General features: G+C 47.8%; 19 protein-coding genes. 17 read left to right on the top strand and 2 right to left on the bottom strand.

All coding sequences use genetic code 11. The annotated features are described in order from the left end of the window. Positions 1–47: 47 nt before the first annotated feature. From AB4114_RS18515 to AB4114_RS18500, 4 genes are read left to right on the top strand one after another with little or no spacing between them, the layout of a single operon-like run. Positions 48–974 carry an ABC transporter permease gene (locus tag AB4114_RS18515; protein ID WP_441989804.1) on the top strand — a complete coding sequence of 309 codons (927 nt, stop codon included), beginning with the start codon at positions 48–50 and terminating at the stop codon, positions 972–974. A gap of 30 nt (positions 975–1,004) precedes the next feature. After that, positions 1,005–2,591, top strand: coding sequence for an extracellular solute-binding protein (locus AB4114_RS18510; RefSeq protein ID WP_441989803.1), 1,587 nt, complete (start codon positions 1,005–1,007; stop codon positions 2,589–2,591). Beyond that, positions 2,588–3,460, top strand: coding sequence for a carbohydrate ABC transporter permease (locus AB4114_RS18505; RefSeq protein ID WP_171637862.1), 873 nt, complete (start codon positions 2,588–2,590; stop codon positions 3,458–3,460). Before AB4114_RS18510 ends, AB4114_RS18505 begins: the two co-directional genes overlap by 4 nt. 45 nt (positions 3,461–3,505) lie before the next feature. Next, on the top strand, positions 3,506–5,617 hold the full coding sequence (locus AB4114_RS18500) for a family 16 glycoside hydrolase (protein WP_441989802.1): 2,112 nt from the start codon (positions 3,506–3,508) through the stop codon (positions 5,615–5,617). A 333-nt stretch (positions 5,618–5,950) separates the two neighbouring features. Here AB4114_RS18500 and AB4114_RS18495 read toward each other — a convergent pair whose 3' ends face one another. Next, on the bottom strand, positions 5,951–7,093 hold the full coding sequence (locus tag AB4114_RS18495; RefSeq protein WP_441989801.1) for a polysaccharide deacetylase family protein: 1,143 nt from the start codon (positions 7,091–7,093) through the stop codon (positions 5,951–5,953). Between the two features lie 116 nt (positions 7,094–7,209). Between AB4114_RS18495 and AB4114_RS18490 the strand changes: the two genes are divergently transcribed. The 4 genes from AB4114_RS18490 (at position 7,210) to AB4114_RS18475 (ending at position 13,064) form a co-directional block, all read left to right on the top strand. Continuing rightward, entirely contained in the window at positions 7,210–8,760 is a 1,551-nt protein-coding gene (locus AB4114_RS18490; protein ID WP_441989800.1) for a fumarate hydratase, read from the top strand. 147 nt (positions 8,761–8,907) lie between these two features. Continuing rightward, on the top strand, positions 8,908–10,704 hold the full coding sequence (pnpS, locus tag AB4114_RS18485; protein WP_441989799.1) for a two-component system histidine kinase PnpS: 1,797 nt from the start codon (positions 8,908–8,910) through the stop codon (positions 10,702–10,704). 120 nt (positions 10,705–10,824) lie between these two features. Then, complete coding sequence (locus AB4114_RS18480; RefSeq protein WP_236286038.1) at positions 10,825–11,541, top strand: response regulator transcription factor; 717 nt, start codon at positions 10,825–10,827, stop codon at positions 11,539–11,541. A gap of 440 nt (positions 11,542–11,981) precedes the next feature. Continuing rightward, positions 11,982–13,064: a Gfo/Idh/MocA family protein gene (locus AB4114_RS18475; RefSeq protein ID WP_441989798.1), complete on the top strand. Its 1,083-nt coding sequence runs from the start codon at positions 11,982–11,984 to the stop codon at positions 13,062–13,064. A gap of 69 nt (positions 13,065–13,133) precedes the next feature. Here AB4114_RS18475 and AB4114_RS18470 read toward each other — a convergent pair whose 3' ends face one another. Continuing rightward, positions 13,134–14,012: a helix-turn-helix domain-containing protein gene (locus tag AB4114_RS18470; protein WP_441989797.1), complete on the bottom strand. Its 879-nt coding sequence runs from the start codon at positions 14,010–14,012 to the stop codon at positions 13,134–13,136. Positions 14,013–14,109: 97 nt separating this feature from the next. Here AB4114_RS18470 and AB4114_RS18465 point away from each other — a divergent pair, with 97 nt between their 5' ends. The 9 genes from AB4114_RS18465 (at position 14,110) to AB4114_RS18425 (ending at position 25,216) form a co-directional block, all read left to right on the top strand. Then, the gene (locus AB4114_RS18465; protein ID WP_441989796.1) at positions 14,110–14,286 is read left to right on the top strand and encodes a hypothetical protein; all 177 of its coding nucleotides are present in this window, start codon (positions 14,110–14,112) and stop codon (positions 14,284–14,286) included. An 86-nt stretch (positions 14,287–14,372) separates the two neighbouring features. Beyond that, entirely contained in the window at positions 14,373–16,598 is a 2,226-nt protein-coding gene (locus AB4114_RS18460) for a helix-turn-helix domain-containing protein (protein WP_441989795.1), read from the top strand. Between the two features lie 239 nt (positions 16,599–16,837). Next, positions 16,838–18,421 (top strand): hypothetical protein, encoded by a 1,584-nt coding sequence (locus AB4114_RS18455; protein ID WP_441989794.1) that lies wholly within the window; start codon positions 16,838–16,840, stop codon positions 18,419–18,421. A 95-nt stretch (positions 18,422–18,516) separates the two neighbouring features. Then, positions 18,517–19,485: an ABC transporter permease gene (locus tag AB4114_RS18450; protein WP_441989793.1), complete on the top strand. Its 969-nt coding sequence runs from the start codon at positions 18,517–18,519 to the stop codon at positions 19,483–19,485. Positions 19,486–19,515: 30 nt separating this feature from the next. After that, positions 19,516–20,400, top strand: a complete 885-nt coding sequence (locus AB4114_RS18445) for a carbohydrate ABC transporter permease (protein ID WP_441989792.1) — start codon at positions 19,516–19,518, stop codon at positions 20,398–20,400. A 34-nt stretch (positions 20,401–20,434) separates the two neighbouring features. Further along, the gene (locus AB4114_RS18440) at positions 20,435–22,546 is read left to right on the top strand and encodes a right-handed parallel beta-helix repeat-containing protein (protein ID WP_441989791.1); all 2,112 of its coding nucleotides are present in this window, start codon (positions 20,435–20,437) and stop codon (positions 22,544–22,546) included. Continuing rightward, entirely contained in the window at positions 22,543–23,664 is a 1,122-nt protein-coding gene (locus AB4114_RS18435; RefSeq protein WP_441989790.1) for a glycoside hydrolase family 88 protein, read from the top strand. The genes AB4114_RS18440 and AB4114_RS18435 overlap by 4 nt, the downstream gene beginning before the upstream one ends. 17 nt (positions 23,665–23,681) lie before the next feature. Continuing rightward, positions 23,682–24,557: an amidohydrolase family protein gene (locus tag AB4114_RS18430; protein WP_441989789.1), complete on the top strand. Its 876-nt coding sequence runs from the start codon at positions 23,682–23,684 to the stop codon at positions 24,555–24,557. Then, the gene (locus AB4114_RS18425; protein ID WP_441989788.1) at positions 24,554–25,216 is read left to right on the top strand and encodes a hypothetical protein; all 663 of its coding nucleotides are present in this window, start codon (positions 24,554–24,556) and stop codon (positions 25,214–25,216) included. The genes AB4114_RS18430 and AB4114_RS18425 overlap by 4 nt, the downstream gene beginning before the upstream one ends. Positions 25,217–25,224: the final 8 nt, after the last annotated feature.

Raw genomic sequence — 25,224 nt, 5'->3', positions numbered from 1 at the left:
AGGAGGTGAGGGCCAAATGAAAATAGGAGAGGAGCAAGGGAACGGGCATGGAGGCACATAAGAAAGTACGCCAGCAGACAGGGTGGCATCGGCTCATTAAGGAAAGATATTTATGGTTAATGGCTTTACCTGGTATCGTTTATTTCTTACTCTATAAGTATATCCCGATGCTAGGGATCGTGATTGCCTTTCAGAAGTACATCCCGTCTAAAGGATTCCTCAAGAGTGATTGGGTGGGGCTGGACAATTTTCAGCGGATCTTTGATTCACCGGAAATTGGCCGCTATTTTATGAACACGGTGATCATTAGTTTTTACCAAATTGTATTCGCTTTCACTGTTCCGATCGTAATAGCCATTCTGTTAAATGAGCTTAAATTTGAATTTTTCAAAAAGATCGTACAAACGCTGCTGTATTTGCCGCATTTTTTATCATGGGTTGTTGTGGCAGGTATCTTCTATTTATTATTTCAAAGCGATGGGCAAGTGAATCACCTCCTTGCAAGCTGGGGCATGCAGCCGATCAATATTCTTTCCAATGAAGATAACTTTCGAGGTATGCTTGTCCTGCAGGTTATTTGGAAGGAATCCGGTTGGGGAACGATTATTTACTTGGCCGCATTAACGGGAATTGATCCGGAGCTCTATGAGGCAGCTAAAATAGATGGCGCAGGCAGGCTTAGACAAATTGGCCACGTGACCTTGCCGGGGATTCGCTCCACCATCATCATCTTATTTATTCTCCGACTGGGCACTGTGCTCGATGTTGGTTTTGAACAAGTGTACTTAATGTTGAATTCGACCGTTTCGGAGGTTGGGGAAGTACTCGATACCTACGTTTATCGTATGGGGGTCGTGAATGGGAATTTCAGTTTTACAACCGCAGTGGGACTATTAAAAGGGATCGTCGGCATGATCTTGATCGTTGGAGCCAACAAAATTGCTCGAACTTTCGGTGAAAAAGGCGTGTACTAGACAAATAAAAGGCGAAGGGCTGGTTTCAGAATGAAACAATTACGTAATGTGATTACCGTGGGAACAACTGTAATGATGATGGGGTCTTTACTTGCAGCATGCAGCAGCGGGACAGATAAAGAACAGACAAGTGCGAGCACACCGGCAACATCCACACAGCAGGCTTCGGCAACACCTAAAGTAGAGAAAAAATATAAAATTCGTGCGATGAATATTTTGTACGGTGCAGCGCCGCCAGATACGAGTAYGGGCAAGAAAGCCATTGAAGAACGCTATAATATCGAGTTCGACTATTTGCCTGTAGCTTCCGGTGAGTACAACAATAAGATGGGCGTTACATTAGCATCGGGCGATGTTCCGGATACCGTTCTATTTCCATATTTGGATGCTGTGTATTTCAATGCGATTGGCAGCGATCAATTCCTTCCATTGGAATCTTACCTCGCAGATGCAACGAAATATCCGAATTTAGCGAAGCTGCCGAAAGATGTCATGGATACGCTCAAATATAAAGGCCACATCTACGGTATTCCTCGCTTACGTGGGATTCCAGGAGCTACATTGGTCATACGTAAGGATTGGCTCGATAAATTGAATATGAAAGTGCCGACTACGTACGATGAGCTCTACGATGTGATGAAGGCTTTTAAAGAGAAAGATCCAGATGGCAATGGCAAGGAAGATACCTACGGTTTAGCAGCAGGTGTAAATAGCGGAGCAGGCGTTAACGGTGCTTATCCATTCGTTGGGCTCATGGCGAGTATGAAAGCAGGCCCAAGCGTAGGCTGGGTTGAGGATGGCAAAGGCGGGATTGTGCCAGGTGAATTTGCACCAAATAACAAGACAGCTATCGGCTATTTAGCGAAGTTATATAAAGATGGCATCATTGCGAAGGATTTCGCGATTAAGAAGGATCAACAGGTTGAGGATGATTTCTTGCTTGGCAAAGCGGGCGTGGTATCCAACTGGGGGTATACAGGCTTTACACCTGAGCGATTGGCGAAAGCGAGAGCAGCCGATCCGAAATTTGACCTCATTGCGATTCCACCACTGAAAGGTCCAGATGGGTCCGAAGGTGGATATGTCAAAGGCGCTGGCTTCTTCGGTGTATTTGCACTCAGCAAAGATCTGTTGAAAGATACGGGCAAGCTGGAGAAAATGTTGAAAATCTTGGACGATCAGATTGGTGATGATGGGGCCAATTTCTTCAAATGGGGCGTCGATGGCGTTCATTTTAAAACAGAAAATGGCCAGAAGGTTGTTACTGATCTAGGTAAAACGGAAGGACCAAACAAATATCAACTGACGAATCATGCCAATGAAGGCGAATGGATTCTTAGTTCCGCAGATACGCCAGAGACAACAAAGTTGAAACAAGATTCCTTCACGAAAGCGATGCAGGGTAAAGCGTACTCGTCACAGGATGTAGGTCTATACTCCAAAACCTATGCGGAAAAAGGCGCAGAGCTCTATAAAAATTCCGTTGACGGTATCGTGAAAATCATCGTAGGTGAGAAGCCTGTTGATTACTTGGATCAACTGTTCGAAGATTGGAAAGCAAGAGGCGGGAAAGATGCATTAACCGAAATGAATGACGCTTGGAAAGCAAGAAAATGAGAACGTCCCATCTGACCAATCGGCTAATGGACTGGGCGGTCATAGTGATTTTGACCCTGCTGACGCTCTTGTGTCTAATGCCGATTGTAAACGTTGTCGCGATGTCATTTGCCTCTTTAACGGATATTGTTTCAGGCAATTTTATCCTTTGGCCGAAGCAGCTCGATTGGAAAGCCTACCACTACATCTTTAACACGGGCGTGTTCTTCACGTCCCTCCGTAATACGGTGTGGATTACCGTGGTAGGTACAATTGTTAACCTCGCTGTCACGTCTTTACTGGCCTATGTGTGTTCTAGACAGCGCTTTAGCGGAAGACGCATGCTTCTCTTTATGGTGTTGTTCTCGATGCTTTTCAGCGGAGGAATGATTCCAACCTATCTGATTGTCAAAGCAACAGGACTGATGAATACGTTATGGGCGCTCGTTATCCCAACAGCCGTTTCGGCCTTTAATTTATTGGTGATGAGAGAATTTTTTGAATCGATTCATGAAAGTATCATTGAGTCAGCTACCATTGACGGCTGTAATGATTTGGGTATCTTTTTCAAAATTGTGCTGCCGCTATCCGTTCCATCGCTCGCCACGTTTACGTTATTTTACGCGGTGAGCAACTGGAATCAATATTTCTCAGCGATTCTATATTTGAACAAATCGTCGCTGTGGCCGTTACAAATCTTACTGAGGCAGGTCGTGCTCATCGGACAGAGTGATATTTACTCGCAGCTAAGCGCTGGTGAAGCGTTGCCCATGCCGATTTCTACGCAAATGGCAACCGTCGTGCTGGCCTCAGCACCGATCGTCGTGTTGTACCCCTTTTTACAGCGGTATTTCGTGAAAGGGTTATCTTTAGGAGCAGTGAAGGGATGATGATTGGTTAATTATCAAAAATTGAGATTGTAGGAGGGATGTAACGTGAGGAAGAGAATGGTTGGTTTCGTTGCCTTAATGATTGCATTAGGTTTAGTGGTGAGCTTGTTTACATTCGAGGGGAATCAGGTAGAGGCAGCCACGGCGAACACACCTTATAAAACAACGATGGGCGCTTTGACCACCATGACATGGGGTGGCGGAGATGCGAGACCGGGCTTCGCCACGGCCAATGGCTATCTGTATTCGGTGTGGGGCAGAGGCAATGCGTTCAAAATGAGAAAGGCGACGACCTATGCAGGGCTTGAGACTGCAACGGAAAATACCGTAACAGGCATGGATGCGGCTGACTGGGTGGTCGGATTGTATTATGACAATGCGACAAGTACGTTCTATGTGACGGCGCATATGGAATACGATTATTTTCTAGGTAGCGTGGCCGCAAATCATTACAGAAAGATCAAAATGTATAAATCGACTGATAATCTGGCGACCGTAACGAAAGTCGGCGATGTCGTGACAAGTGACAATTCCGATATTCATGGCTATGTGGATTACACAGGGAATTACTATGATTTCGGTGCAGGTGACCATAATTTCTACGTAGATGAAGCTGGTGGCTATGCGTACATTTTCTATGCACATGCGTGGGCGGATCTTAGATCCAATGCATTTGCGACGGGGATGTTTAAAAGTGAACGCGTAGCACGTGCTCTGATCAGTCAATTAGGTGATCCTAATGCATGGAAAAACTTCTATTATGGCACATGGACCGAACCAGGCAGAGGCGGGAACGCTTCAGATTTGGCAAATGGCTCGAACGGGTATGTCTTCTATAGCTCCGTTATTGGCAAATATCTCATGGTTTACAATAATACCATCGCATCAGCGACAAGCTTGACCTTGCAGGATTGGACGCCGCTGTATACCAATACGGACTTAACCTGGTTCTACTATGCGTCAGCCCTGGATATGGATACATTTAGCCCGTATATTATCGGCAGTAATGCGATTTATCTGGAGTTGACGCGAAGACGTTCAGCACCGCTCACGGTAACGAATACAACGACGACTCGAACGGTGATCGATCCGACGTATCCAACGGAATCTGTGCCAGATAACAATTATGGATGGGACTGGAACTTTACAGGAACACCCGCACCGAAGCCATTAACGTACGTTATCTCCTATCAATGGCCTTATCAGACACATACGGCAGGCATCGGCTTTTATTCGGATTATACCGTGCCGTATTCGGTTAATTATGGGTTTGGGATGCGGATGACCTCGACCGCAGTTGGCGATTATGTGCAATTGAATGTGAATGTGCCAACGGCAGGTACATATGAATTGTATAGCTATAATGCGACAGGGCCAGGAGCTGGTGATTTCCAACTCGCTATTGATGGCGCTAATCAAGGAAGTACAGTTTCACTATTCGAGGCGGCTCCGGCTCATCCTCAGAATGGTTTGGGCTACAAGAAAACATCGATGGGCACAGTCACCTTTGCTACGGCTGGCAATCATACCTTCAAGTACACGGTCACGGGTAAAAATGCGGCAAGCACAGGCTACCAACTGTATTTCGATGTGATTAAGCTGGTCAAAACGACGACTACGACTCCACCGCCTACACCGGTGTTAAGTGAGAATTTTGAAACCGGCTCGGCAAGTGGCTGGACGACGACAGGCGGGACATGGGCTGTTGTCACAGATGGGTCCAAAGTGTATCAACAAAGCAATTCGGCAGCCTCGGATACGCATGCGCTCAAGGGGAACACAGCTTGGACGAATTATACGCTTAGCGCCAAGGTCAAAGTAGATAGCTTTGACAGTGGCGGTTATGCAGGCGTCGGGTTGGATGCACGGTATTCGGACGCGAATAACTATTACAGCTTCCAGTATTATAAGCTGACCGGACAGCTGAAGATTCAGAAGAAGGTCGGCGGCGTGTTCGCGGCGTTAGCTTCTAAAAACTATGCTTTTACTACGGGCAACTGGTATACGATGAAGGCAGTCGTCAATGGCGGAAATTTGGAGTACTGGGTGAATGGAAATTTAGAGCTGTCTGCGACGGATACGAGCTTAACTGCTGGGGAAATTGGGTTGAATGCGCATCGGGCCAATGCGAAGTTTGATGATGTGGTTGTGCAGTAGAGATAGGGGAACAAGCCACTGGCTCAGTTAACAAAATACCTATACAGGTAGTCGTCAGCCTTTCGTTAGTCCGATATCTCCGAATTAAAACAAGGACTCGTTTCTGAAAATGATAAATAGTCCGATTCTGCCGACTTAAATACCCATTTTCATAGCGTGTGGGCTGTTTCGGGCGATTTAGTTCGGCAATGTAGGACTAAATAATAATTATTGATAGGGATAGTAAGATTAATTCGATTATTTCGGACTAATGGTTCTGGAGGTTCTGGAGAAAGAAGCGGATAAAACAAAACAGGAGCGTCAACACGAGAAAACGTGTTGACGCTCCTGTTTCTATTTCACGCTCGGCGCCACCCGCACAGCCACCTTACCGGTGGCCGGGGTGTAGACGAGCGGCTGCCCGATCAGCGCTTGCAGATCGTCAAGCGCGATCGTGACCTGCCCGTGCTCGCGCAGCACGGGCTCCCGCAGTCGGACGCGCGCGCCGTCGCCGCGCGTCGCGGTCTTGGCATTCACCCCCAGGGTGAATGCCTGTTGCCCGAGGCGGAGGCGAAGCTCTCCGCCTTCTGCGGTTGCGCTGCCGCCGAGCTGCGCGGCGGCAGCGGCCGCGTCCAGGCGCAGCGGCGCGCTGCCCGGCTGCGCCGTAACCCGGCGCTGGATCGAGCGCAGCAGCAGCTCCGGCGTGATGTTCGGGCTGCCCGCGTTGATCCGCGGGATCAACATATGATCGGCGCTGCGCGTCGCCATCTCGGGCGAGATCGTGAAGGCGTAGCGGATGCCCGCCTTCTTCACTTGCTCCGTCGCCGCAGGCGACGTGATGCCGTACGGGTACGCCATCGCGTCGAGCGGCTTGTGATCCGTGAGCGGTGCAAGCTTGCCGATGCAGGCTTGCGCATCCGTGAACACGCGCTGCTGATAAGCATCCGCGTTCTCGTCATCGAGCCTGCCTACAAGCGCGGCTTCGCCACTCGGGAGCTTGTGGTGAAGGTTGTCCGTGTGGCAACCGATGTCGATGAAATTCGTCGTATGCGTCATTTCACTGATCTGCTCCTTGGACATCGACGGAATATAGGAGGCCAAGGGGTTCGCCAAATCCGTTGTGATGACGAAGTTGACAGCGGGTATGCGTAAGCTTTTGAGAATCGGGTAAGCCCCTGTAAAGAAGCTTCGATACCCATCATCAAATGTAACCAGTACCGCGTTCGATGGAACGGTCGCACCTGCCAAGTACATTTTAAACTCATCTAAAGAAATAAAATGATAGCCTTTGCTGAGTAGCATCGTTAACTGGTTTTGAAATAGCGCACTTGTGATTGTGCTTGAGCTCGTGTCGGTATCATGGATGTGATGATACATCAGAACGGCAACCTGATCTTGGTAGTAAATGGTCTCGGACCGTTCAGCCTGCAAGGGGGTTAGCAAAAGCGTAAGCCCGAGTAGACTAACGAGAATCGAAATCGCAATCCTTTTATACATGTCAGCGAATCTCCTTGTTTTGCTCACAAGAACGTCGAACTGATCCTATGAGGTATGGTATAATGGTTTATATTCTTTACGATTATGCGGGTAATTGAGAGGAGCTAGAAAGCGTTATGCAACATTTTTATCAAAGTGTGTATGATTTAATTGTAGAAACATCCACGAATCTTCCTGGTGATGTTCGTCGTGCGGTACAGGCTGCACAAATTAAAGAGGACAATGGTACGCGTTCTGCGTTGTCGTTATCCCGAATTGCCGATAACATTCATATGGCGGAAACGAATGTATCCCCGATTTGCCAGGATACAGGAATGCCAACGTTTATTATACACTGTCCAGTTGGGGCAAACCAAATTGTGATGAAGAAACATATTCTTGAAGCTGTTGCGAACGCAACGAAAGCTTCCAAACTTCGGACGAATTCCGTAGATTCGCTTACGGGTGCTAATAGCGGGGATAACCTCGGACCAGGAACACCCGTTATTCATTTTGAGCAATGGGAACGCGATGATGTGGAAGTGAAGCTCATTCTCAAAGGCGGCGGCTGCGAGAACAAAAATATTCAATATAGCCTCCCAGCTGATCTAGAAGGTGTAGGCAAAGCAGGTCGTGACCTCGACGGGATTCGCAAATGTGTTATGCACGCGGTGTATCAAGCACAAGGTCAAGGTTGCAGCGCAGGCTTTATCGGTGTTGGTATCGGCGGCGACCGGACAAGCGGTTATGAGCTGGCGAAGCATCAATTGTTCCGTCGTGTAGACGATGTGAACCCGCATCCGGACCTTCGTAAAGTTGAAGAATACGTTATGGAACATGCGAACACGCTAGGTATTGGTACGATGGGTTTTGGAGGTCAAGTGACTTTGCTTGGTTGTAAAGTTGGCGTCATGAATCGTTTACCAGCTAGTTTCTTCGTGTCCGTAGCTTATAACTGCTGGGCTTTCCGTCGCCAAGGCGTTATTTTGAATGCGGAAACAGGTGAAATTAACGGCTGGTCCTACCCAAGAGGCGAAGAAGTGTCTTTCAAGGAGGCTTTCGAAGCAAGTCTTGAGGAAGCTAAAAATACACCACAAGAAGAGCGTCGCGAAATCGTGTTGACGACGCCAATTTCGGAAGAGCAAATTCGCAGCTTGAAAGTTGGTGACGTCGTTGTTATAAATGGGACGATGCACACTGGACGCGATGCCCTGCACAAATATTTGATGGATCACGATGCACCAATCGATCTGAATGGCGCTGCTATTTATCACTGCGGTCCGGTTATGGCCAAGGATGATGCGGGTGAGTGGCATGTGAAGGCGGCTGGACCGACAACGAGTATTCGTGAGGAGCCTTACCAAGGCGATATTATTAAAAAGTTCGGTATTCGCGCGGTGATTGGTAAAGGCGGCATGGGGCCGAAAACGCTAGCGGCGTTGAAAGATCACGGCGGTGTATACTTGAATGCCATCGGTGGTGCTGCACAGTACTACGCACAATGCTTCAAAAAGGTTGAAGGTGTTGATTATATGGAATTCGGTATTCCAGAAGCGATGTGGCACTTGGAAACAGAAGGCTTCGCTGCGATCGTGACGATGGATTCACACGGCAACAGTCTACATGCAGATGTAGAGAAGAACTCGTTAGAAAAACTGGCAGCTCTCAAAGAGCCCGTTTTCAAATAAGTAATTCCTTGTGATTAGTGTTACTTTGACCTTTACAAAAAAAATACTGGATTAGCTGTAGAAATTAGGGTTACTATTTAGAGTAGCCCTTTTTCTATATGTTATAGACGATATCGGCACACAACCCTGTTGGAGGTTCATGCATCCATGACGAAATTTCGTGCAAAGTTAACCCTGATTTTAATCTTATTAATCGGATGCTCGATGTTAATTGCTGGTATTTTCATGGCAAAGGTTCTCGAGAGTTCGCATGTGAATTCATTAAAAGAAAATATGGAGCGAGAGCTTCATGTGATTGCTTCTAGTGGTGTATGGGATTATCAGGGAACGGACGCTGAGTTGATTAAGTATTATACGGCGCAGGCCCATCGGCTCAAAGACGCAACAACGGAGCGATTGACGTATGTACGTGCTGACGGCAAAGTTCTCGGTGACTCTGACCAACAGCCAGAGCAGATGGACAATCATTTAACAAGACCGGAAATCGCGGCAGCCGCGAAGGATGGAATTGGATATATGACACGGTATAGTGACACGCTAAAGGAGAACATGCTGTATGCGGCTATTCCGGTAAAAAATGAAGCCAAAGTGACAATGGGGTATTTACGCATTTCATTGAGCTTAGCCCAAGTAGATAAATCCATCCGCAGTCTCTGGTATTTCCTTATTTCAGGACTAGCGATCCTCTTCGTCATTGCGGGTATTGTCAGCTATCGCATTGCCAAAGGGATTACACGCCCGATCGAGCGAATGACGAAAGTCGCGCAGCAAATCACGAATTTGAATTATGAATCCCGTGTTCCTTCTTATCGGAATGATGAGGTGGGGCAGCTAGGGCAAGCGATTAATCGAATGTCCGAAAGCCTGCAAGGGCAAATGGCGCGCATCCAAGAAAATGAACGCAGATTGCAAGGCGTCATGGAAAATATGATGAGCGGGATCATGATGATTGACCGCGAAGAGCGGATTATGCTGCTCAATCCTTCGGCAGAAGCTATTCTGGGCTTCTCTTCTCAAGAGCTTTTAGGGAAGAAATACAATGAAGCGAAGCAGCAATATGATTTTACCAAGATGATTCAAGAGTGCATTGAGCTTCAGGAACCGATTTCGGACGAGATGATGTTCTATTACCCAGCTGAGCGTATCTTGGATATTCATTTGAGTCCTATCGCACATGAGGATGAAGAATGGTCAGGCGTGCTAATCGTGCTCCACGATATCACGGCAGTTCGCAGACTAGAGCGAATGCGCAGTGAATTCGTGGCGAATGTCTCCCATGAGCTGAAAACGCCGATTGCGGCAGTTAAAGGCTTTGCAGAGACGCTGCTGGCAGGTGCGTTGAACGATAAGGAAACGGCGGTATCGTTTCTGCAAATCATTTTTGATGAGAGTGAACGGTTGAACCGATTGATTGGGGATATTCTGGAGCTTTCGAAGATTGAATCGAAGCGGATTCCGATGAATTTCTCTCCTGTTTATTTACCTGAATTTGTAGATAGATCGCTTAGCGTATTACGAAAAGAAGCCGAGAAGAAGCATATCGAGCTCAGCATGACGGTTGAGGATGATATGTATATTGAAGCGGATGAGGATCGGTTGCGACAAATCATTATCAATTTGCTGTCCAATGGCATTGCCTATACGCAAGATGGCGGGAAAGTTAAGCTTCGTGTAGAACCACTGGAAACCAATGCTGACGGGGATTATGAGCGACTGCGCATTATTGTTTCGGATACGGGGATGGGGATACCGAAGAAGGATTTACCGCGAATTTTTGAACGATTTTATCGGGTGGATAAAGCAAGATCCCGAAGCTCAGGCGGTACAGGGTTGGGGTTATCTATCGTTAAGCATCTAGTGGAAATGCACAAAGGAACGATTCGTGTTGAAAGTGAAGTAGGTGTAGGCACCAAATTTATTATTGAATTGCCTGTGATTCATTAAAATAGGTCAATAATAAGTTGCGGATTTACACCGCGATGACGAAGGCTTTACAATGCCTTTACATTTGTGTGATACACTGGGGTTGTGCAATGTTAATAAACTGTAAATGCGGGGGATCCCATGGCACAAAAGATACTAGTAATTGAAGATGAACCGACATTGGCTCGGTTGTTATCTTATAATCTTTCGCAGGAAGCCTATGATACGAAGGTGATTGATCATGGTGGAGATGGCCTGCAGGAGGCGCTTCAGCAGTCGTATGATTTGATTATTTTGGATATTATGCTGCCAGGACTTAGTGGCTTTGAGGTATTAGCTAAGCTTAGGCAGAAAGGAAATCGAACGCCTGTCATTATCCTAACGGCTCGCAACGCAGAAGATGAAGTCGTGCAAGGCTTGAAGCATGGGGCTGATGATTATATCACGAAGCCATTTGGGGTGGCCGAGCTGCTTGCGCGTGTGGCTGCTGTCTTGCGGCGTACACAATCGGATGAAGCGGCTGCGGATATCGCCAAGTCGAATGAGAAAGTCATTCAGGCGGGTGAGCTTCGTATTTATCCAGAGAAATATGAAGTTGTGCTGGGTGGCGAGTCGATTCCGTTACGTCCGAAGGAGTTCGAGGTTCTGTTGTATCTGGTTCAGCGGCCAGGTGTCGTTGTTACGCGAGATGATCTCATGAATATCGTGTGGGGCTTCGACTATATCGGGGGCCAGCGTACGGTTGATGTGCATGTGAGCTCTCTGCGCAAGAAGCTGGAAATGAATCAGCAATCGGTTCAGATTGATTCGATACGCGGCGTGGGGTACAAGCTTGTAGCCACGATGATTAAAAAGTAAGTAGCATGGATGCTGATTAGTCAGTGGCCGTGCTTTTTTTCTGTACAGAGGGCTTGATGGGATACTCGCGCTACATATAGCGAATAAATGGATTTTCTACGGTTAATTCATGGCGATTTCGTCTGGAATGAGGAATAAATGGATTTCATACAGTTAATTTTGGCTGATGATGCTGATATGAACAAAATGTCGATAATTACCTACATGTTTTCCATCTAAATCGCTTTTTCGAGGATTTCTCTTCGTAATAGCTGTAATTTTTCCAGTTAAGTGCTGTGTGTGGGCTGGGATATCGTGTTTTATGTAATGAGATAACACAATTGCATACAATATTCGCAAAATCGGGAATTTTATTAACGGGGGTATTGGGTATAATTAGTGTATACATAATAGTACTGTCATTATCAGAACTTGCAGGATCATTATAGAGGAGGAACATCATGTCAACGACGTATCGGATCGCGATTATTGGGTGTGGAGGGATTGCCAATGGCAAACACATGCCTAGTCTAAGCAAATTGGACAATGTAGAAATGGTAGCATTCTGCGATATCATTTCGGAGAAAGCGCAGGAAGCAGCTGCGAAGTATGGTAAGGGAGAAGCTCGCGTGTATGAAGATTATCGTGAGGTGTTGAAAGATAGCTCCATCGATATCGTACATGTGTGTACGCCGAATGATTCCCACGCGGAAATTACGATTGCTGCTTTGGAAGCAGGCAAGCACGTTATGTCAGAGAAGCCTATGGCGAAAACAGCTTCTGACGCAAGACGCATGGTGGAAGCAGCTAAACGTACTGGCAAAAAGCTAACAGTCGGCTACAACAATCGCTTCCGTGGCGATAGCCAACATTTATATAAAATTTGTTCCGAAGGCGAGCTTGGCGAGATTTATTTCGCGAAGGCACATGCGATTCGTCGCCGCGCAGTACCTACATGGGGCGTATTCCTGGATGAAGAGAAACAAGGCGGAGGCCCGTTGATCGATATCGGAACGCATGCCTTAGATTTGACGTTGTGGATGATGAACAACTACGAGCCTGCGGTTGTATTGGGGACTTCCTATCACAAGCTATCTGGGCGTGAGAACGCGGCGAATGCTTGGGGCCCTTGGGATCCAGCTAAGTTTACGGTGGAGGATTCCGCATTTGGCATGATTACGATGAAAAATGGTGCAACGATTATTCTTGAATCGAGCTGGGCGTTGAATACGCTTGAAGTCGATGAAGCGAAATGTACACTTTCTGGGACAGAAGGCGGCGCTGATATGAAAGGCGGCCTTCGTATTAACGGTGAGAAGCACAGTCGTTTGTTCACGACAGAAGTGGAATTGCAAGCGGGCGGAGTCGCTTTTTATGATGGAAAGGCAGAAGTTGCCTCAGATCTAGAAATGAGATTATGGATTCAGGCGATAGAGAATGACACCGATCCCGTTGTTACACCAGAGCAAGCTTGTGTGGTATCTGAGATTTTGGAAGCTATTTATGAGTCTGCGAAAACAGGTAAAGCTGTATATTTCGACTAGTCTCATTCCTAATCCCCCCATGCCTGGGAAATAGTTAATGACATGAAAAATCCCTTCTTCCGATAGCGGTTATCGGTTGGAGGGATTTTTTGTTGATTTTCGATGTTCGCCAGGCGTCGTGCCGGTGCGTTGTTTGAATATTTTAGAAAAATGATGCAAATCAGCAAAGCCACAATAATCGGAGATGGATTCAAGACTGAGCTCTGTATTAGTAAGTAATTCCTTGGCATGGTGAATACGCATCTGCAATAAGTATTGGTGAGGCGAAGTGCCGTAACGTTGCTTGAAGAGGAAACTGAACCTAGAAACAGATAAATTGGCGCGATCTGCCATATCCTGAACAGAAAGGGGATCACTCAAATGATGAGAGAAGTAAGAGGTGATCCAGTTTAGGGATGGCGTTGGTGAAGGAGCCTCGCGTTGATAGGGTTCCAATAGAGTTAGGATGATTTCTAGCATGACTTGCTGAGCTCTTAATTGGGTAAGCGGATTAGGCATATGGACAAGTTCTATGGTTTGCAGCAGTTTTTCTTTGAGTAGAATAGGGTTCTGTGGCTGAACGTGTACGGGAACTCGAATCTTGAACAGATCTTGAAGGGTTGGCTGCATCAGATGGCTGTAGGCAGAAAGATCAATTTGACCAGGGCGGGTGGGAAAGCTGTCTTCTCGTTCAGGATTATAGGCGATATCAAAGTGGAGAAAAGGCGTGACGGTGTTCGTTAGTCCTTCTAAGGAAAGCAGGCTGCCCGGTTGAACGAGGCAGAATTGACCAGTGTAAAACATATATTTCTGATGATCAACCCGGAAGCAGCAAGTACCTTCTTGGATGTAGACTAGTAAATAGTCAAGTAGTCTGCGCTCTGGATAGTTCCATGGTTTGCGAACGGCATAGTCACATTCTCTGATGTAAGGGACAATTGGCGGAGAATCCAGAAATGGTTGCAGCAAGGAAGACCCCTTTCATAAAATTCACAAGTATATTTCGGTTTGTAGGTGGTTGTACACTACTCTCTTATTTTAGTTCAGGAGGAGTGTTGAAATCCAGTTGTTTAATATCTATGAACCGATAATCTCCGATTTGGTGAAAACGTTGAACAACCAAGATAAACCGCTTGATCAACGTGATACGTATGGGAAGGCGTTTTTCCAAATTGTGAATTTATGTGTGAAAAGGTATCTGCCATTCAACGATATTCACCACAATTCAAAGAAAATACAATAGCCATATTGCCCGCAATACCTTAAAATAAGGAAACGGTACTGTTTTAAAAAGTGAATTGGAAGCGCATACAATTGGAGGGGATGCCGATGGGGGCTATGGCCAAATTTAAGAACAGCTATCTCGTCCGACTTCTAGTGTCTTACATTTTATTAGCCGTTGTGATTATCGGATTATTTGGGGGTATCCTCTATACGAGAGCTAACCAAATGATGGTCAAAGAAATGTCGCAAAGCAGCAACAGGAGCTTGGAAAGCATTCGAGATTTTACGGAGAAAGAATTCCTGCCCAAATTTGTTGACACCTATAAAACGATGGCTACGGTCATGCCAGAGATGTTGAAGGAAATTGCCTATTTGATCGATTATCCTTATCGGGATAACAGCTATATCATCCCTACATTTAACCAGCATCTAAAGCTGGCTTCTTTAGCCAATCCGGGCACGAAGAATATCACATTTTATTTTCTCAAGGACGACATTATTATTGATACCAACTATTTCTACGAGTCACCTGTCCGTTCCCCGGATCTTCCGTTTATCGAAGGCATTCAGAATATCCCGGTACATCAATGGTTTTTCCGGATGTCTGGCGTGGACAACGAGCTAGAGGCAAAGCAGCACCGCGTGCTGACCTATGTCTCTACACTTCCGCAGCGGTCGGTCGGGGACCAGATTAAAGGGTATATGTACGTGGACGTCGATCTGGCTTATCTGGATAATACTTTGCAGAATATACTGGCTCCACAGTTGGAGACACTGACAGTCCTCAGACCAGACCGGCAACTGCTGCTTGGCAGGCTTCCGAACGATGAAGCGGCCCTGCAGGCGACATTAAATTATTCACAAGAAACGACATCTGGTTTCGAAGTCAAGGAGGGCAAGGATTATCGGGAAGTCGTTTCATATTCGCCGCAATCGTATTCAACCGTTGGGTGGACGTACATAGTCAAGAAGCCGATGAATGCCTTTCTGCTGTCGGCAAATTCATTCAAGCGAGATATCATACAGGGCTGCATTGCACTTCTTGTTTTGGGTATACTCATTTCTTTGATTATCTCGCAAAGGTTCTATTTGCCGGTGAAGAAGATTGTTGCTTACATCCGCAAACAACATGGGCAAATGCTATTTCAAACGAATAACGAGTATACGATGATCGATAGCGTGCTGCATACGCTGGATCGAAACCTGGTTTATCAAATGAAAACGAGGAGGCTCTACGACCTTCTCAACGGAAATCCGTACAAAACAACAGGAGTCCGGCTGCTTCCTTCGGATGCAATCTGCATGGTAGCTGTAGTTCGGATGGAACATGGCTACAGTGAGGAGTTCAAGCGCTGTTATGAATGGTGGCCGAAGGCATTTTCATGTGACTATGACATCTTGAATGCCAATGATTTGGCTTTCCTGCTCTATGTACGGAACGAGGAATTGAGCAGCATTGCCCAAGTGCAGGCGCATTTTGCCGACTTCAAATCGGTGATTAACGACGAGCTAACATTTAGTGTAGGGATCGGTCACGTTGTCAGTGCGGAAGAGGGCATCCACCAATCCTATAAACAAGCTTTGCATGCGTTGAAATATACATTTTTGTTTGGTGGCAGCCACATCATTACGTATGAGGAAATTGCCGAGCGCCAAAGCTTGCAGGACAAAATTCCTTATGATCAGTATCAGAATGCGCTGCGAGCTGCGGATACTGAGGCGCTTGAGCGGTTCATGGCTGAATTCGCGGGCGCTATCAATCGGGTGCCGCTTCAGGTGGAAGTGGTGGAATTCGAGCTGATGCAGCTCATTTCCCGGTTGTCGCATGTGATCATCGATCTGAATTTGCACGAAGTCGCCATTTCCAGCTCAGACCTGCTTGATAATTTCCGTAAAACCACGATAGACGAAACGCTTGATTGGCTGCAAAGCATCAATCTCYGCATTGCCGAGTACTTGCGTTCGCGTACGATTAATCCGCATGCAGCGGTCATTCACCGGCTGAAGGCATTTATTGATGAGCATCTGGACGAGGACATTTCCCTAGATACGTTATCACGGCAAGCTTCGTTGTCACCTTCCTACGTTTCGTCGTTATTCGGTGACATATTGTCGGTGTCCTTCTCTGAATATTTGACAAATGCCCGGATCGAGAGAGCAGCGGAGCTGCTTATCGGAGGAACGAGGTCAGTTACAGATATTTCAACTGCGGTCGGGTATCGTAACATCCAGTATTTTTGCCGTAAATTCAAGGAAATGTATGGTGTAACTCCGACGCAATATCGCAATTCACGAGGTGACGCTGCCGTATTACTGGCAACTAAAGCATAAGGATATATCATTAGAAACAAGTGTGCCTAGGAATGGACTTTCGTTCCGCAGTGCACTTGTTTTTTTCGTCAGAAAGGCTGAAACCGGGGTGCATTATCTTTGTGAGTCGTTCATTCGAGAAATTATAAAGCGGTTTCAAAGAATGTAACCACAATTCAATAATATTGCAATTGTTGCAAGGGTTTTTTTTAGATACGATGCGAGTGTGATTATACTTTTGGGAAAAGGGGTTGAACAAAATGACTAGATTAAGAAAATGGTCTGCGAGATTATCACTTATTTTGACTGTCAGCGTCTTTGCCGGCTGTACATCGAGCCCGGCGGAAACCACTCCGAAGGGAGAGCCTACAGCATCTACGCCCGTAACGAAGGAAAGTCCGATGGAAATCTCATGGGCGGGCCTGTATCCTCCGAATGACAACAATTCAAAAGTACAGCAATATTTGGAGAAAAAGTTTAACGTGAAATTCAAGAACATGAAGTTTGACCGTTCCAATTGGGCCAGTCAATTTAATGTGAAAATAGCTGCGGGGGAGATTCCTGATTTCTTTATTTATGAAGGAGGCTTAACTGTACAAACCTTGCAAAAACAGGGTGTGCTGGCCGAAATTAAGATCGAAGAGATCCAGAAATACATGCCGAAGTATACGAAATCCGTATTGGAGCTTGAACCCACGATTTGGACGGTCGGCAATGTCGAAGGTAAGAATTATGGTATTCCGCAAACCTTTCCTCCCGGTGCTACGCCATTCCTGCCGGCCTATAACGGCAAATGGCTGAAAGCTATTGGCTACAATGAACCGCCAAAAACGATTAAGGAATTTGAGGATGTTATGTATAAATTCCGCAATAATGATCCAGACGGCAACGGGAAGAAGGATACGTACGGATTGAGCGCGAGAGGGAAGGACCAGAACGGCTTCTATTTCTTTAATTCCGTCTTCGGTGCATTCGGAGTCAATCCCTATCAATGGAATCCCGACAAGAACGGAAATTTGCAGTTCGGCATGATCACGGAAGAGTCGAGGCAAGCTTTTAAGCTGCTCAGCAAGTGGTATAAGGACGGGGTGATCGATCCGGAATTTGTGACGGAAGACGAACCTAAACGGAGACAAAACTGGGTTAACGGTCGTTACGGCTATCTCGATGGAGGCTTATGGTATCACTACTTACCGGGTATCGGAGCCTACAGCGCTGATTTTAAAATCAAAAATCCGGATTCCGACGTAGTTGTCGGACCGATTCTATCCGGCCCTAATGGACCGGGAGTTGGTTTGGCACAGGGGGTCAAGCAGCAGCCTTTCTCCATGGGGATTCAGGTGGAGAAGGACGAGAAGAAACGAATCAAGATCCTGCAAATATTGGAAGCGCTCAGTACGGATGACGAAGTTTATTTGTATGCTTCCTACGGTGAAAAAGGCGTGGATTGGGATATGAAAAATGGCGTCCCTGCGATGATCAATCCCGATTACAACGATGCTGCCAAACTTGGCGCATCCATCGGCGGCGGATTTTTCTTTTCGTTCTTCAAAACCAAATCTCCTTTGATGGATAAGTATTCGTACAGCCAAGCAGAATTGGATATGCGGGAGAAATGGACGAAGGGGCACAAAATTACAGTTAATCAATATCCACCTGATACGAAGACAAAGACGGAGCATCCGAACCTTGGTAAAATGCAGAGTGAATTTTTCCTCAAATTCATCCTCGGACAGGTCGATTTGGATAAAGGCTTCGACGATTTCGTCATGCAATGGAAAAAAGAAGGCGGCGACGATACGACTGAAGCCGCTAATATTGCCTACAAGGCAATGAAGAAGTAGTGACTAATTAGGTCATGCGGTTGCCGAAGCGTTATATAGGCCATCCTTCGGCAGCCTTCTCTTATTATTATGATGTAAAGGATGTGACCACGTTGGTGTCTACTACTGCAACAAATCCGGACACACCTTTAACCAAGGGTAAAACTTCCCCAAACCGGCATCCGGTTTGGAATCAATACAAGAAATGTTCGTATTTGTTCCTCATGCTGCTTCCGGTTCTCATTTGGTACGTTATTTTCTGCTACGTCCCGATGTACGGCATCGTCCTCGCATTCAAAGACTTTAAGCCAGTACTCGGCATTTTCGATAGTCCATGGGTCGGATTTAAAAACTTCGAGCTGCTATGGGATCCGTACAGTGGATTTGTCCCGGCGGTTAAAAATACGCTCATTATTAGTTTTTATCACATTGTCTTCGGTTTTCCGGCTCCGATCATTTTGGCGTTGTTATTTAACGAACTCAGGCTCCAAGTATTCAAGAGGGTTGCGCAAACGATTTCGTATCTTCCGCATTTTTTTTCATGGGTCGTCATGGCCGGCTTGTTGAATGTTATTCTTTCTCCTTCTACGGGAGCGGTCAATGTGATTATTCAGTGGATCGGCTTCGACCCCATMTATTTTCTAGGCGACAAAGAATGGTTCCGTTTCACGCTGATTACTTCCGGCATTTGGAAGGAGGTAGGGTGGGGAACGATTATATACTTGGCCGCGCTCGCTTCTGTGGATCCGCATTTGTATGAAGCTGCCGTAATGGATGGAGCAAGCCGCTGGAAGCAAATTTGGTACATTACGCTGCCGTCGCTGCTGCCTGTCATTTCGCTTCTGTTTATTTTGAGGATCGGTCATTTGCTGGATGGCGGTTTCGATCAAATTTTCAATTTGTACAATCCTGCGGTTACCGAGGTTTCGGATATTATTGACACGTTTGTGTATCGGGCAGGTTTGACTTCTATGCAATACAGCTTCGCTACAACGGTAGGTTTATTTAAAAATGTTATCGCTTTCATGCTAATTTTAATAACGAATTATGTCATAAAGAAATCCGGTCAGGAAGGGTTAATCTAGCGATTCCCCGGTAGGGAGGGAGGTTATGTGATGTTAAGCAAAATGACTGTAGGCGAGAGGCTGTTTCAGCTCGTTCTCGTCGCGTTCATCTCCCTGATGTGCGCGGCTATGATGTATCCGTTTATTCACGTATTGGCACTTTCGCTTAGTTCGTATGAGGAATCGCTGCGCCCAGGTATTCATTTGTACCCGCGCGGATGGTCGATTGATGCCTACAAACGTACTTTTGCATCGGGAGACATCTTTATTGCCATGGGCAACTCCGTATTCCGAACGGTGGTTGGAACGGCTTTATCCATCTTTGCGATGGCTCTTGGGGCTTATCCTTTATCGAAAAAATACCTTCCGCACCGGGCTTTCTATACGACGTTCATCGTGTTCACGATGTTTTTCAGCGGCGGACTCATTCCTTCTTATTTGCTGATCAAAGCACTCGGATTGATGGATTCCAGATGGGTCCTGATCATTCCTACGTTATTCAGCACGTTTACGATGTTCATTATGCGCAACTTTTTCATGAGCATTCCGGCGGAATTAGAGGAATCAGCGCGAATGGATGGTGCGAACGATGTTCGCATTCTGCTTACGATTATTATGCCATTGTCGAAGCCGATACTCGCAACGGTGGCGCTGTGGACGGCAGTTGCTCACTGGAACGCGTGGTTCGATGCCCTACTCTATATAAGCGACCATTATAAAATGGTGCTGCAGCTGTATCTGCGCAAATTGATCATCGAAAACCAGGAACAGGCGATGCAAACCATCATGCTGCAGACGACTGGGGATTCCCGGCCTACGCCGGAGACCATTAAGGCTGCCGTATTGATGATCGCCACGGTGCCGATCGTTATCGTCTATCCTTTTCTACAAAAATATTTCGTCAAGGGCATCATGGTCGGTTCCTTGAAAGGGTGATCTGGTCAAGAGCTGAGGACAGGAGATGTGAGCTATGCATAAAGAGAGCAACCGAACGTTTTACGTCGCACTTGATGGGAGTGACAGTAATCCGGGAACACAGGAGGAGCCGCTATCCACGCTGGAAGGGGCGAGAAATGCGATCCGTCAGATGATCAACGAGTCGGGATTGCCAGCTGACGGGGTTATCGTCTATATGCGAGAAGGCGCTTACCGGCTCACCGAGACGTTCCGTCTGGAGGCACAGGATTCGGGGACAGTTGATCGGCCGATTGTATATACGTCGTTTCCCGGTGAGGAGGTACGTTTCGTCGGTGGAGTAGACCTCCCGGCAAACAGGTTCGGCCCGGTGACAGAATCGGCGATTTGCGACCGTCTCCAGGAGCGGGCACGCGACCATGTTTTGCAAATTGATTTGAAAGCGTTAGGAATTACCGATTACGGGAAAATAGCGCCAGGCGGCTTCCGTATATCGAAAGACGGCACGGAGGCAACGCCGGAGCTTTTTTTTGCCGGGAAAACGATGATGCTTGCGCGTTACCCGAATGACAACTACGTCAAAATTGCCGGGGTCATCGACCCGGGCGGCAACCCGCGCGAATTTGAGTTGGATGAAGCTAAGATGGCGGAGGAAAACGTCAAAGGCGCAATGTTCGAGTATGCTGATCCGCGGCCGGGAACTTGGCTCAACACCGGTGATGTGTGGATGTATGGCTATTGGTACTGGGATTGGGCCGACGGTAATTTACGCATCGAGTCGATCGACATAGCCAATAAGCGAATTCTGACGGAAACGGCAAGCTTTTATTCGATTCGCTCCGGTCAGCGGTACTTTTACTACAACGTGTTGGAAGAGCTCGACTCACCGGGTGAATGGTATTTGGATCGCGATACAGGCATTCTCTATTTGTATCCGCCATCTCCTATTACTGAGGGCAGCGTTCAGCTTTCCTTATTGAAAGATCCGATGGTACATCTGGATGGCGTATCCCATGTCAGCTTCAGTAAGCTAACGTTCGAGGTAAGTCGTGGCAGCGGAATTCACATCGTAGGTGGCTCGCATAATGTGATTGCTGGGTGCACAATGCGGCGATTGGCCGGCTTTGCCGTTATTGTAGGCGAAAACACAACAACTGGGACGAATGCAGGGACGCATCATGGCATCGTCAGCTGCAACATATGTGATACTGGAATCGGCGGAATAAGCCTGGGCGGCGGTGACCGACAAACGTTGACGCCTGGCGGCAACTACGCCAGGAACAACGACATTTCCAACTATAGCCGGTTGAAACTGACCTACAGCGCGGCCGTACAGCTGAATGGAGTCGGCAATATCGCGGCTAATAATTACATCCACGATGCGCCTCATGTCGGCATACTAATTTACGGAAACGATCATGTAGTGGAGTATAACGATATTTACAACGTCTTAATGGAAACGGGTGATGCTGGTGCCATCTACATGGGCCGCGATTGGACGGAACAAGGCAATGTGATCCGCTACAATTACATCCATAAGATTTATAACGACGCGTCGGAGCTGCATATCGGCATTTATCTTGACGACATGGCTTCAGGTACGACGATCTACGGAAATATTTTGCATGATATTGATTTGGCTGTGATGATCGGCGGCGGTCGGAACAATGAGATGGTGAATAACCTGATCCTCAACTGCCAAAGATCGCTGCAGTTGGATGATAGGGCCATGCCCGACTGTTGGGCTGCCTATCATATGGAGGAAGGGCAGGTTATGCAGCGGCGGCTGCAGGCGATGCCTTATAACGAAGAGTCGTGGCGCACCAAGTATCCGAGTTTGCTTACAATCTGGCAGGACGCCCCGGGTTCTCCGAAGTATAACAACATTTCACGAAATGTGCTTAGTCGAACCGGAACGACCTCCTATGGTCAACAATCGCTTCATGAAGATACGATGGCGATCGTCCCTACGGCAAGGGAGTTCGGTACGATTGAACACAATTGGGTAACGGATACGGATTTGCTTTTTGCCGATGAAAAGAGCGGCAACTTTTCTTTACAGGACGATTCACCGGTTTTCCGCGAGGTACCCGGATTTGAGGCAATACCGTTCGAGCGAATTGGGTTGTACAGAGATGAATATCGCAGGAAGGGGGAGCGTCTATGACGGAACAAACGTCGAAAGTATGGATGGAAGAGGCTTGGCAGCGGGTGGCCGCCAAGGTCGGACGTACGAGCGTACGCATAGGCGACAGCTTTCCATATGTATCGATCGATGGGAGATACAATGCGGAACCATGCGACTGGTGGACGAACGGTTTTTGGCCGGGACTGCTGTGGCTTCTGTACCGAGAAACCGGGGAAGCGCGTTTACAAGCTTTGGCCGAATCGTGTGAGGCGAAGCTCGATGAACCGCTGCAAGGTTACGAGCAGCTGCATCACGACGTCGGTTTCATGTGGAGTTTATCGGCGGTCGCCAACTACAAACTGACCGGCAATACTTTGTCGAAACGGCGTGCCTTGACAGCAGCCAGCCATTTGATGGGACGTTACAATGCTCGGGGACACTTTCTGCGTGCTTGGAACGGGGGTGACCAGCAGGGGTGGGCGATCATCGACTGCATGATGAACCTGCCGCTGCTTTATTGGGCGAGCGAGACGACGCAGGATCCACGGTTTCGCCACGTAGCGGTGGAGCACGCGAATATGGCGCTCAAGGAGTTTGTCCGCGAGGACGGCTCCGTCTATCATATCGTCTGCTTCGATCCAGAAACGGGTGAGCGGCACGAGGCAAGAGGAGGGCAGGGATATGCCGCGGATTCCGCCTGGTCCCGAGGTACAGCTTGGGCAATTTACGGCTTCACACTTAGCTGCAAGTATACGGGTGACCTGCAGTATTTGCAGGCGGCTAAGAAGATAGCACATTATTTTCTTGCCAATCTTGCCGAAGACTGTGTCCCGAACTGGGATTTCCGTGCTCCTCTCGAGGAAAACATGGCCAAAGATTCAACGGCATCAGCCTGTGCGGCAAGCGGACTTCTGGAGCTGAGCCGGCTTGTGCCCGCAGCCGAGGCAAAGCTGTATGCGTCGGCCGGTGCTAAGATTGTTCAAACGCTGTACGAGAGGTACGGCGCATGGGACTGTGATGACGAGGAGGCGTTAATCGTCATGGGTACGGCCAATCGACCGCGTCAGACTTATGTGAACGTGCCGATCATTTACGGCGATTATTTTTTCACCGAAGCGCTACTGAAGCTGCGCGAACGGACGGAATTGTTCTGGTGACGGGTGCTGGAGCACCAATGATAATCGATACGCATGTTCATTTATGGCGCCCGGAACGGGGCGATTATGGTTGGTTGAAGCCAGAAAACCCTGTCCTGTACCGTGATTATTTACCGCAGCATGTGCAGCCGGAGCTTGCTCGAAACGGCGTAACTGCCGTTGTGGCCGTACAAGCGGCCGCAACAGTTGCGGAGACCGAATACTTGCTGGCGCTGGGGGATCATTTCGGATGGATCGCCGGTGTCGTCGGCTGGTTGGACGTCGCTTCAGGCGATTTCGTCAAACAGTATGAACGATTGCGACGCAACCCGCGATTTGTCGGCATCCGCGTGAACGGCAGCACTTTCGCAGCCATACAGGAGGGGGAGCCGCTCAGCCAACTGAGCCGCAATTTGCGGCACATGGCCGACGACGGCTTCCCTGTCGACCTGCTCCTGCGTCTGGGCGAGATGCCTTCCGTCATCAAGCTGCTTCGCGAGGTGCCGCACCTAAAAGCGGCGGTGAACCACTTGGGAGTTCCTCCTGTGCTGGATCAATCGCCGAAGGATTGCGAGGCGTGGAACAGCCTGATGCTAGAGCTGGCCGAGTATGCTGGCGTCGTCTGCAAGCTGTCGGGCATGATTACGCAATCGCGCGGATACGATGTCCGCCTGTGGCGTCCATACATTGAACAGCTCGTGGCGGCGTTCGGGCCGCAGCGTCTCCTGTTCGGCAGCGATTGGCCGGTTTGCTTGCAAGCCGGCGGATACGACGAGGTCATGCGGTTGTTTCACGAGGTGCTACGTGGACTTCTGGACGAATCCGCTTTGGCGAGAATTTGCGGTGATAACGCTGTGTCCTTTTACCAGCTTCAGGCTGTCGGTTTGTCTGGTCTTGGAGGTGATTTCAAATGAACATATCGTTGAAACGTTCTTTATATATGTCGCAATTGAAACAGGGGACGCTCGAATCATTTCGGAAGTTCTTGCAATCCGATGCCCCGGCGTTTGTGGTCCGGATGCGGAAACGGAACTTCATCGCATTTTCCCTGTTTAGTTGGGAGCATCAGCTTTTTCTATATACGGAAGCGTCATCCGAAGACTGGGAATTTCAATGGCCCGAGGCATACACAGCGTGGTTGGAAACATGGCCGGACTGGTCGGGTTATGCCAGAGCACGCAATCTAGTGCCGCTGATGGACGTTTTCCACGACAATCGGCCTGACGATACAGCGAGCTGGCGAGGTGTTCACTCTCCGCAGCAAAGGATTGGCAAGCTGGCCAGGTTGAAGCCAGAGATGTACAGCAGCTATGTTTTTTACCACTTTCAGAAGCAGGAAGAGGAGCCGGGAAGCTTTAATGATCGTTATATCATTGGCGCTTACGAAAATTTACTTTTCTCATATCATGAGCTTCCCGCGATTGTCAGCGAGGCTCCTACAGGTTTGCTGCAAACGAATAATTCCCCTGAGGATTGGCATGGCGTTATGCACCCGCATTTTGACCCTTGGACCGACACGGAGGAAGAAGGAGAAAAGTTATGGCGGAGCCTGGAAGAACTGCTCAGTTTCTAATTACTTGA

Origin of the sequence: Paenibacillus sp. 2RAB27 (assembly GCF_052115445.1) — a bacterium.
Taxonomy (GTDB): Bacteria; Bacillota; Bacilli; order Paenibacillales; family NBRC-103111; genus Paenibacillus_E.
The sequence above is the reverse complement of the archived record's forward strand: the minus strand, read 5'-3'. Positions and strand labels throughout refer to the sequence as shown.

Bases quoted from the DNA above. Each gene is read 5' to 3' on its own strand.
- AB4114_RS18495 (WP_441989801.1), bottom strand. From the start codon at position 7,093: ATGTATAAAAGGATTGCGATTTCGATTCTCGTTAGTCTACTCGGGCTT.
- AB4114_RS18515 (WP_441989804.1), top strand. From the start codon at position 48: ATGGAGGCACATAAGAAAGTACGCCAGCAGACAGGGTGGCATCGGCTC.
- AB4114_RS18435 (WP_441989790.1), top strand. From the start codon at position 22,543: ATGACGGAACAAACGTCGAAAGTATGGATGGAAGAGGCTTGGCAGCGG.
- pnpS (WP_441989799.1), top strand. From the start codon at position 8,908: ATGACGAAATTTCGTGCAAAGTTAACCCTGATTTTAATCTTATTAATC.
- AB4114_RS18430 (WP_441989789.1), top strand. From the start codon at position 23,682: ATGATAATCGATACGCATGTTCATTTATGGCGCCCGGAACGGGGCGAT.
- AB4114_RS18440 (WP_441989791.1), top strand. From the start codon at position 20,435: ATGCATAAAGAGAGCAACCGAACGTTTTACGTCGCACTTGATGGGAGT.
- AB4114_RS18445 (WP_441989792.1), top strand. From the start codon at position 19,516: ATGTTAAGCAAAATGACTGTAGGCGAGAGGCTGTTTCAGCTCGTTCTC.
- AB4114_RS18490 (WP_441989800.1), top strand. From the start codon at position 7,210: ATGCAACATTTTTATCAAAGTGTGTATGATTTAATTGTAGAAACATCC.
- AB4114_RS18505 (WP_171637862.1), top strand. From the start codon at position 2,588: ATGAGAACGTCCCATCTGACCAATCGGCTAATGGACTGGGCGGTCATA.
- AB4114_RS18480 (WP_236286038.1), top strand. From the start codon at position 10,825: ATGGCACAAAAGATACTAGTAATTGAAGATGAACCGACATTGGCTCGG.
- AB4114_RS18475 (WP_441989798.1), top strand. From the start codon at position 11,982: ATGTCAACGACGTATCGGATCGCGATTATTGGGTGTGGAGGGATTGCC.
- AB4114_RS18455 (WP_441989794.1), top strand. From the start codon at position 16,838: ATGACTAGATTAAGAAAATGGTCTGCGAGATTATCACTTATTTTGACT.
- AB4114_RS18425 (WP_441989788.1), top strand. From the start codon at position 24,554: ATGAACATATCGTTGAAACGTTCTTTATATATGTCGCAATTGAAACAG.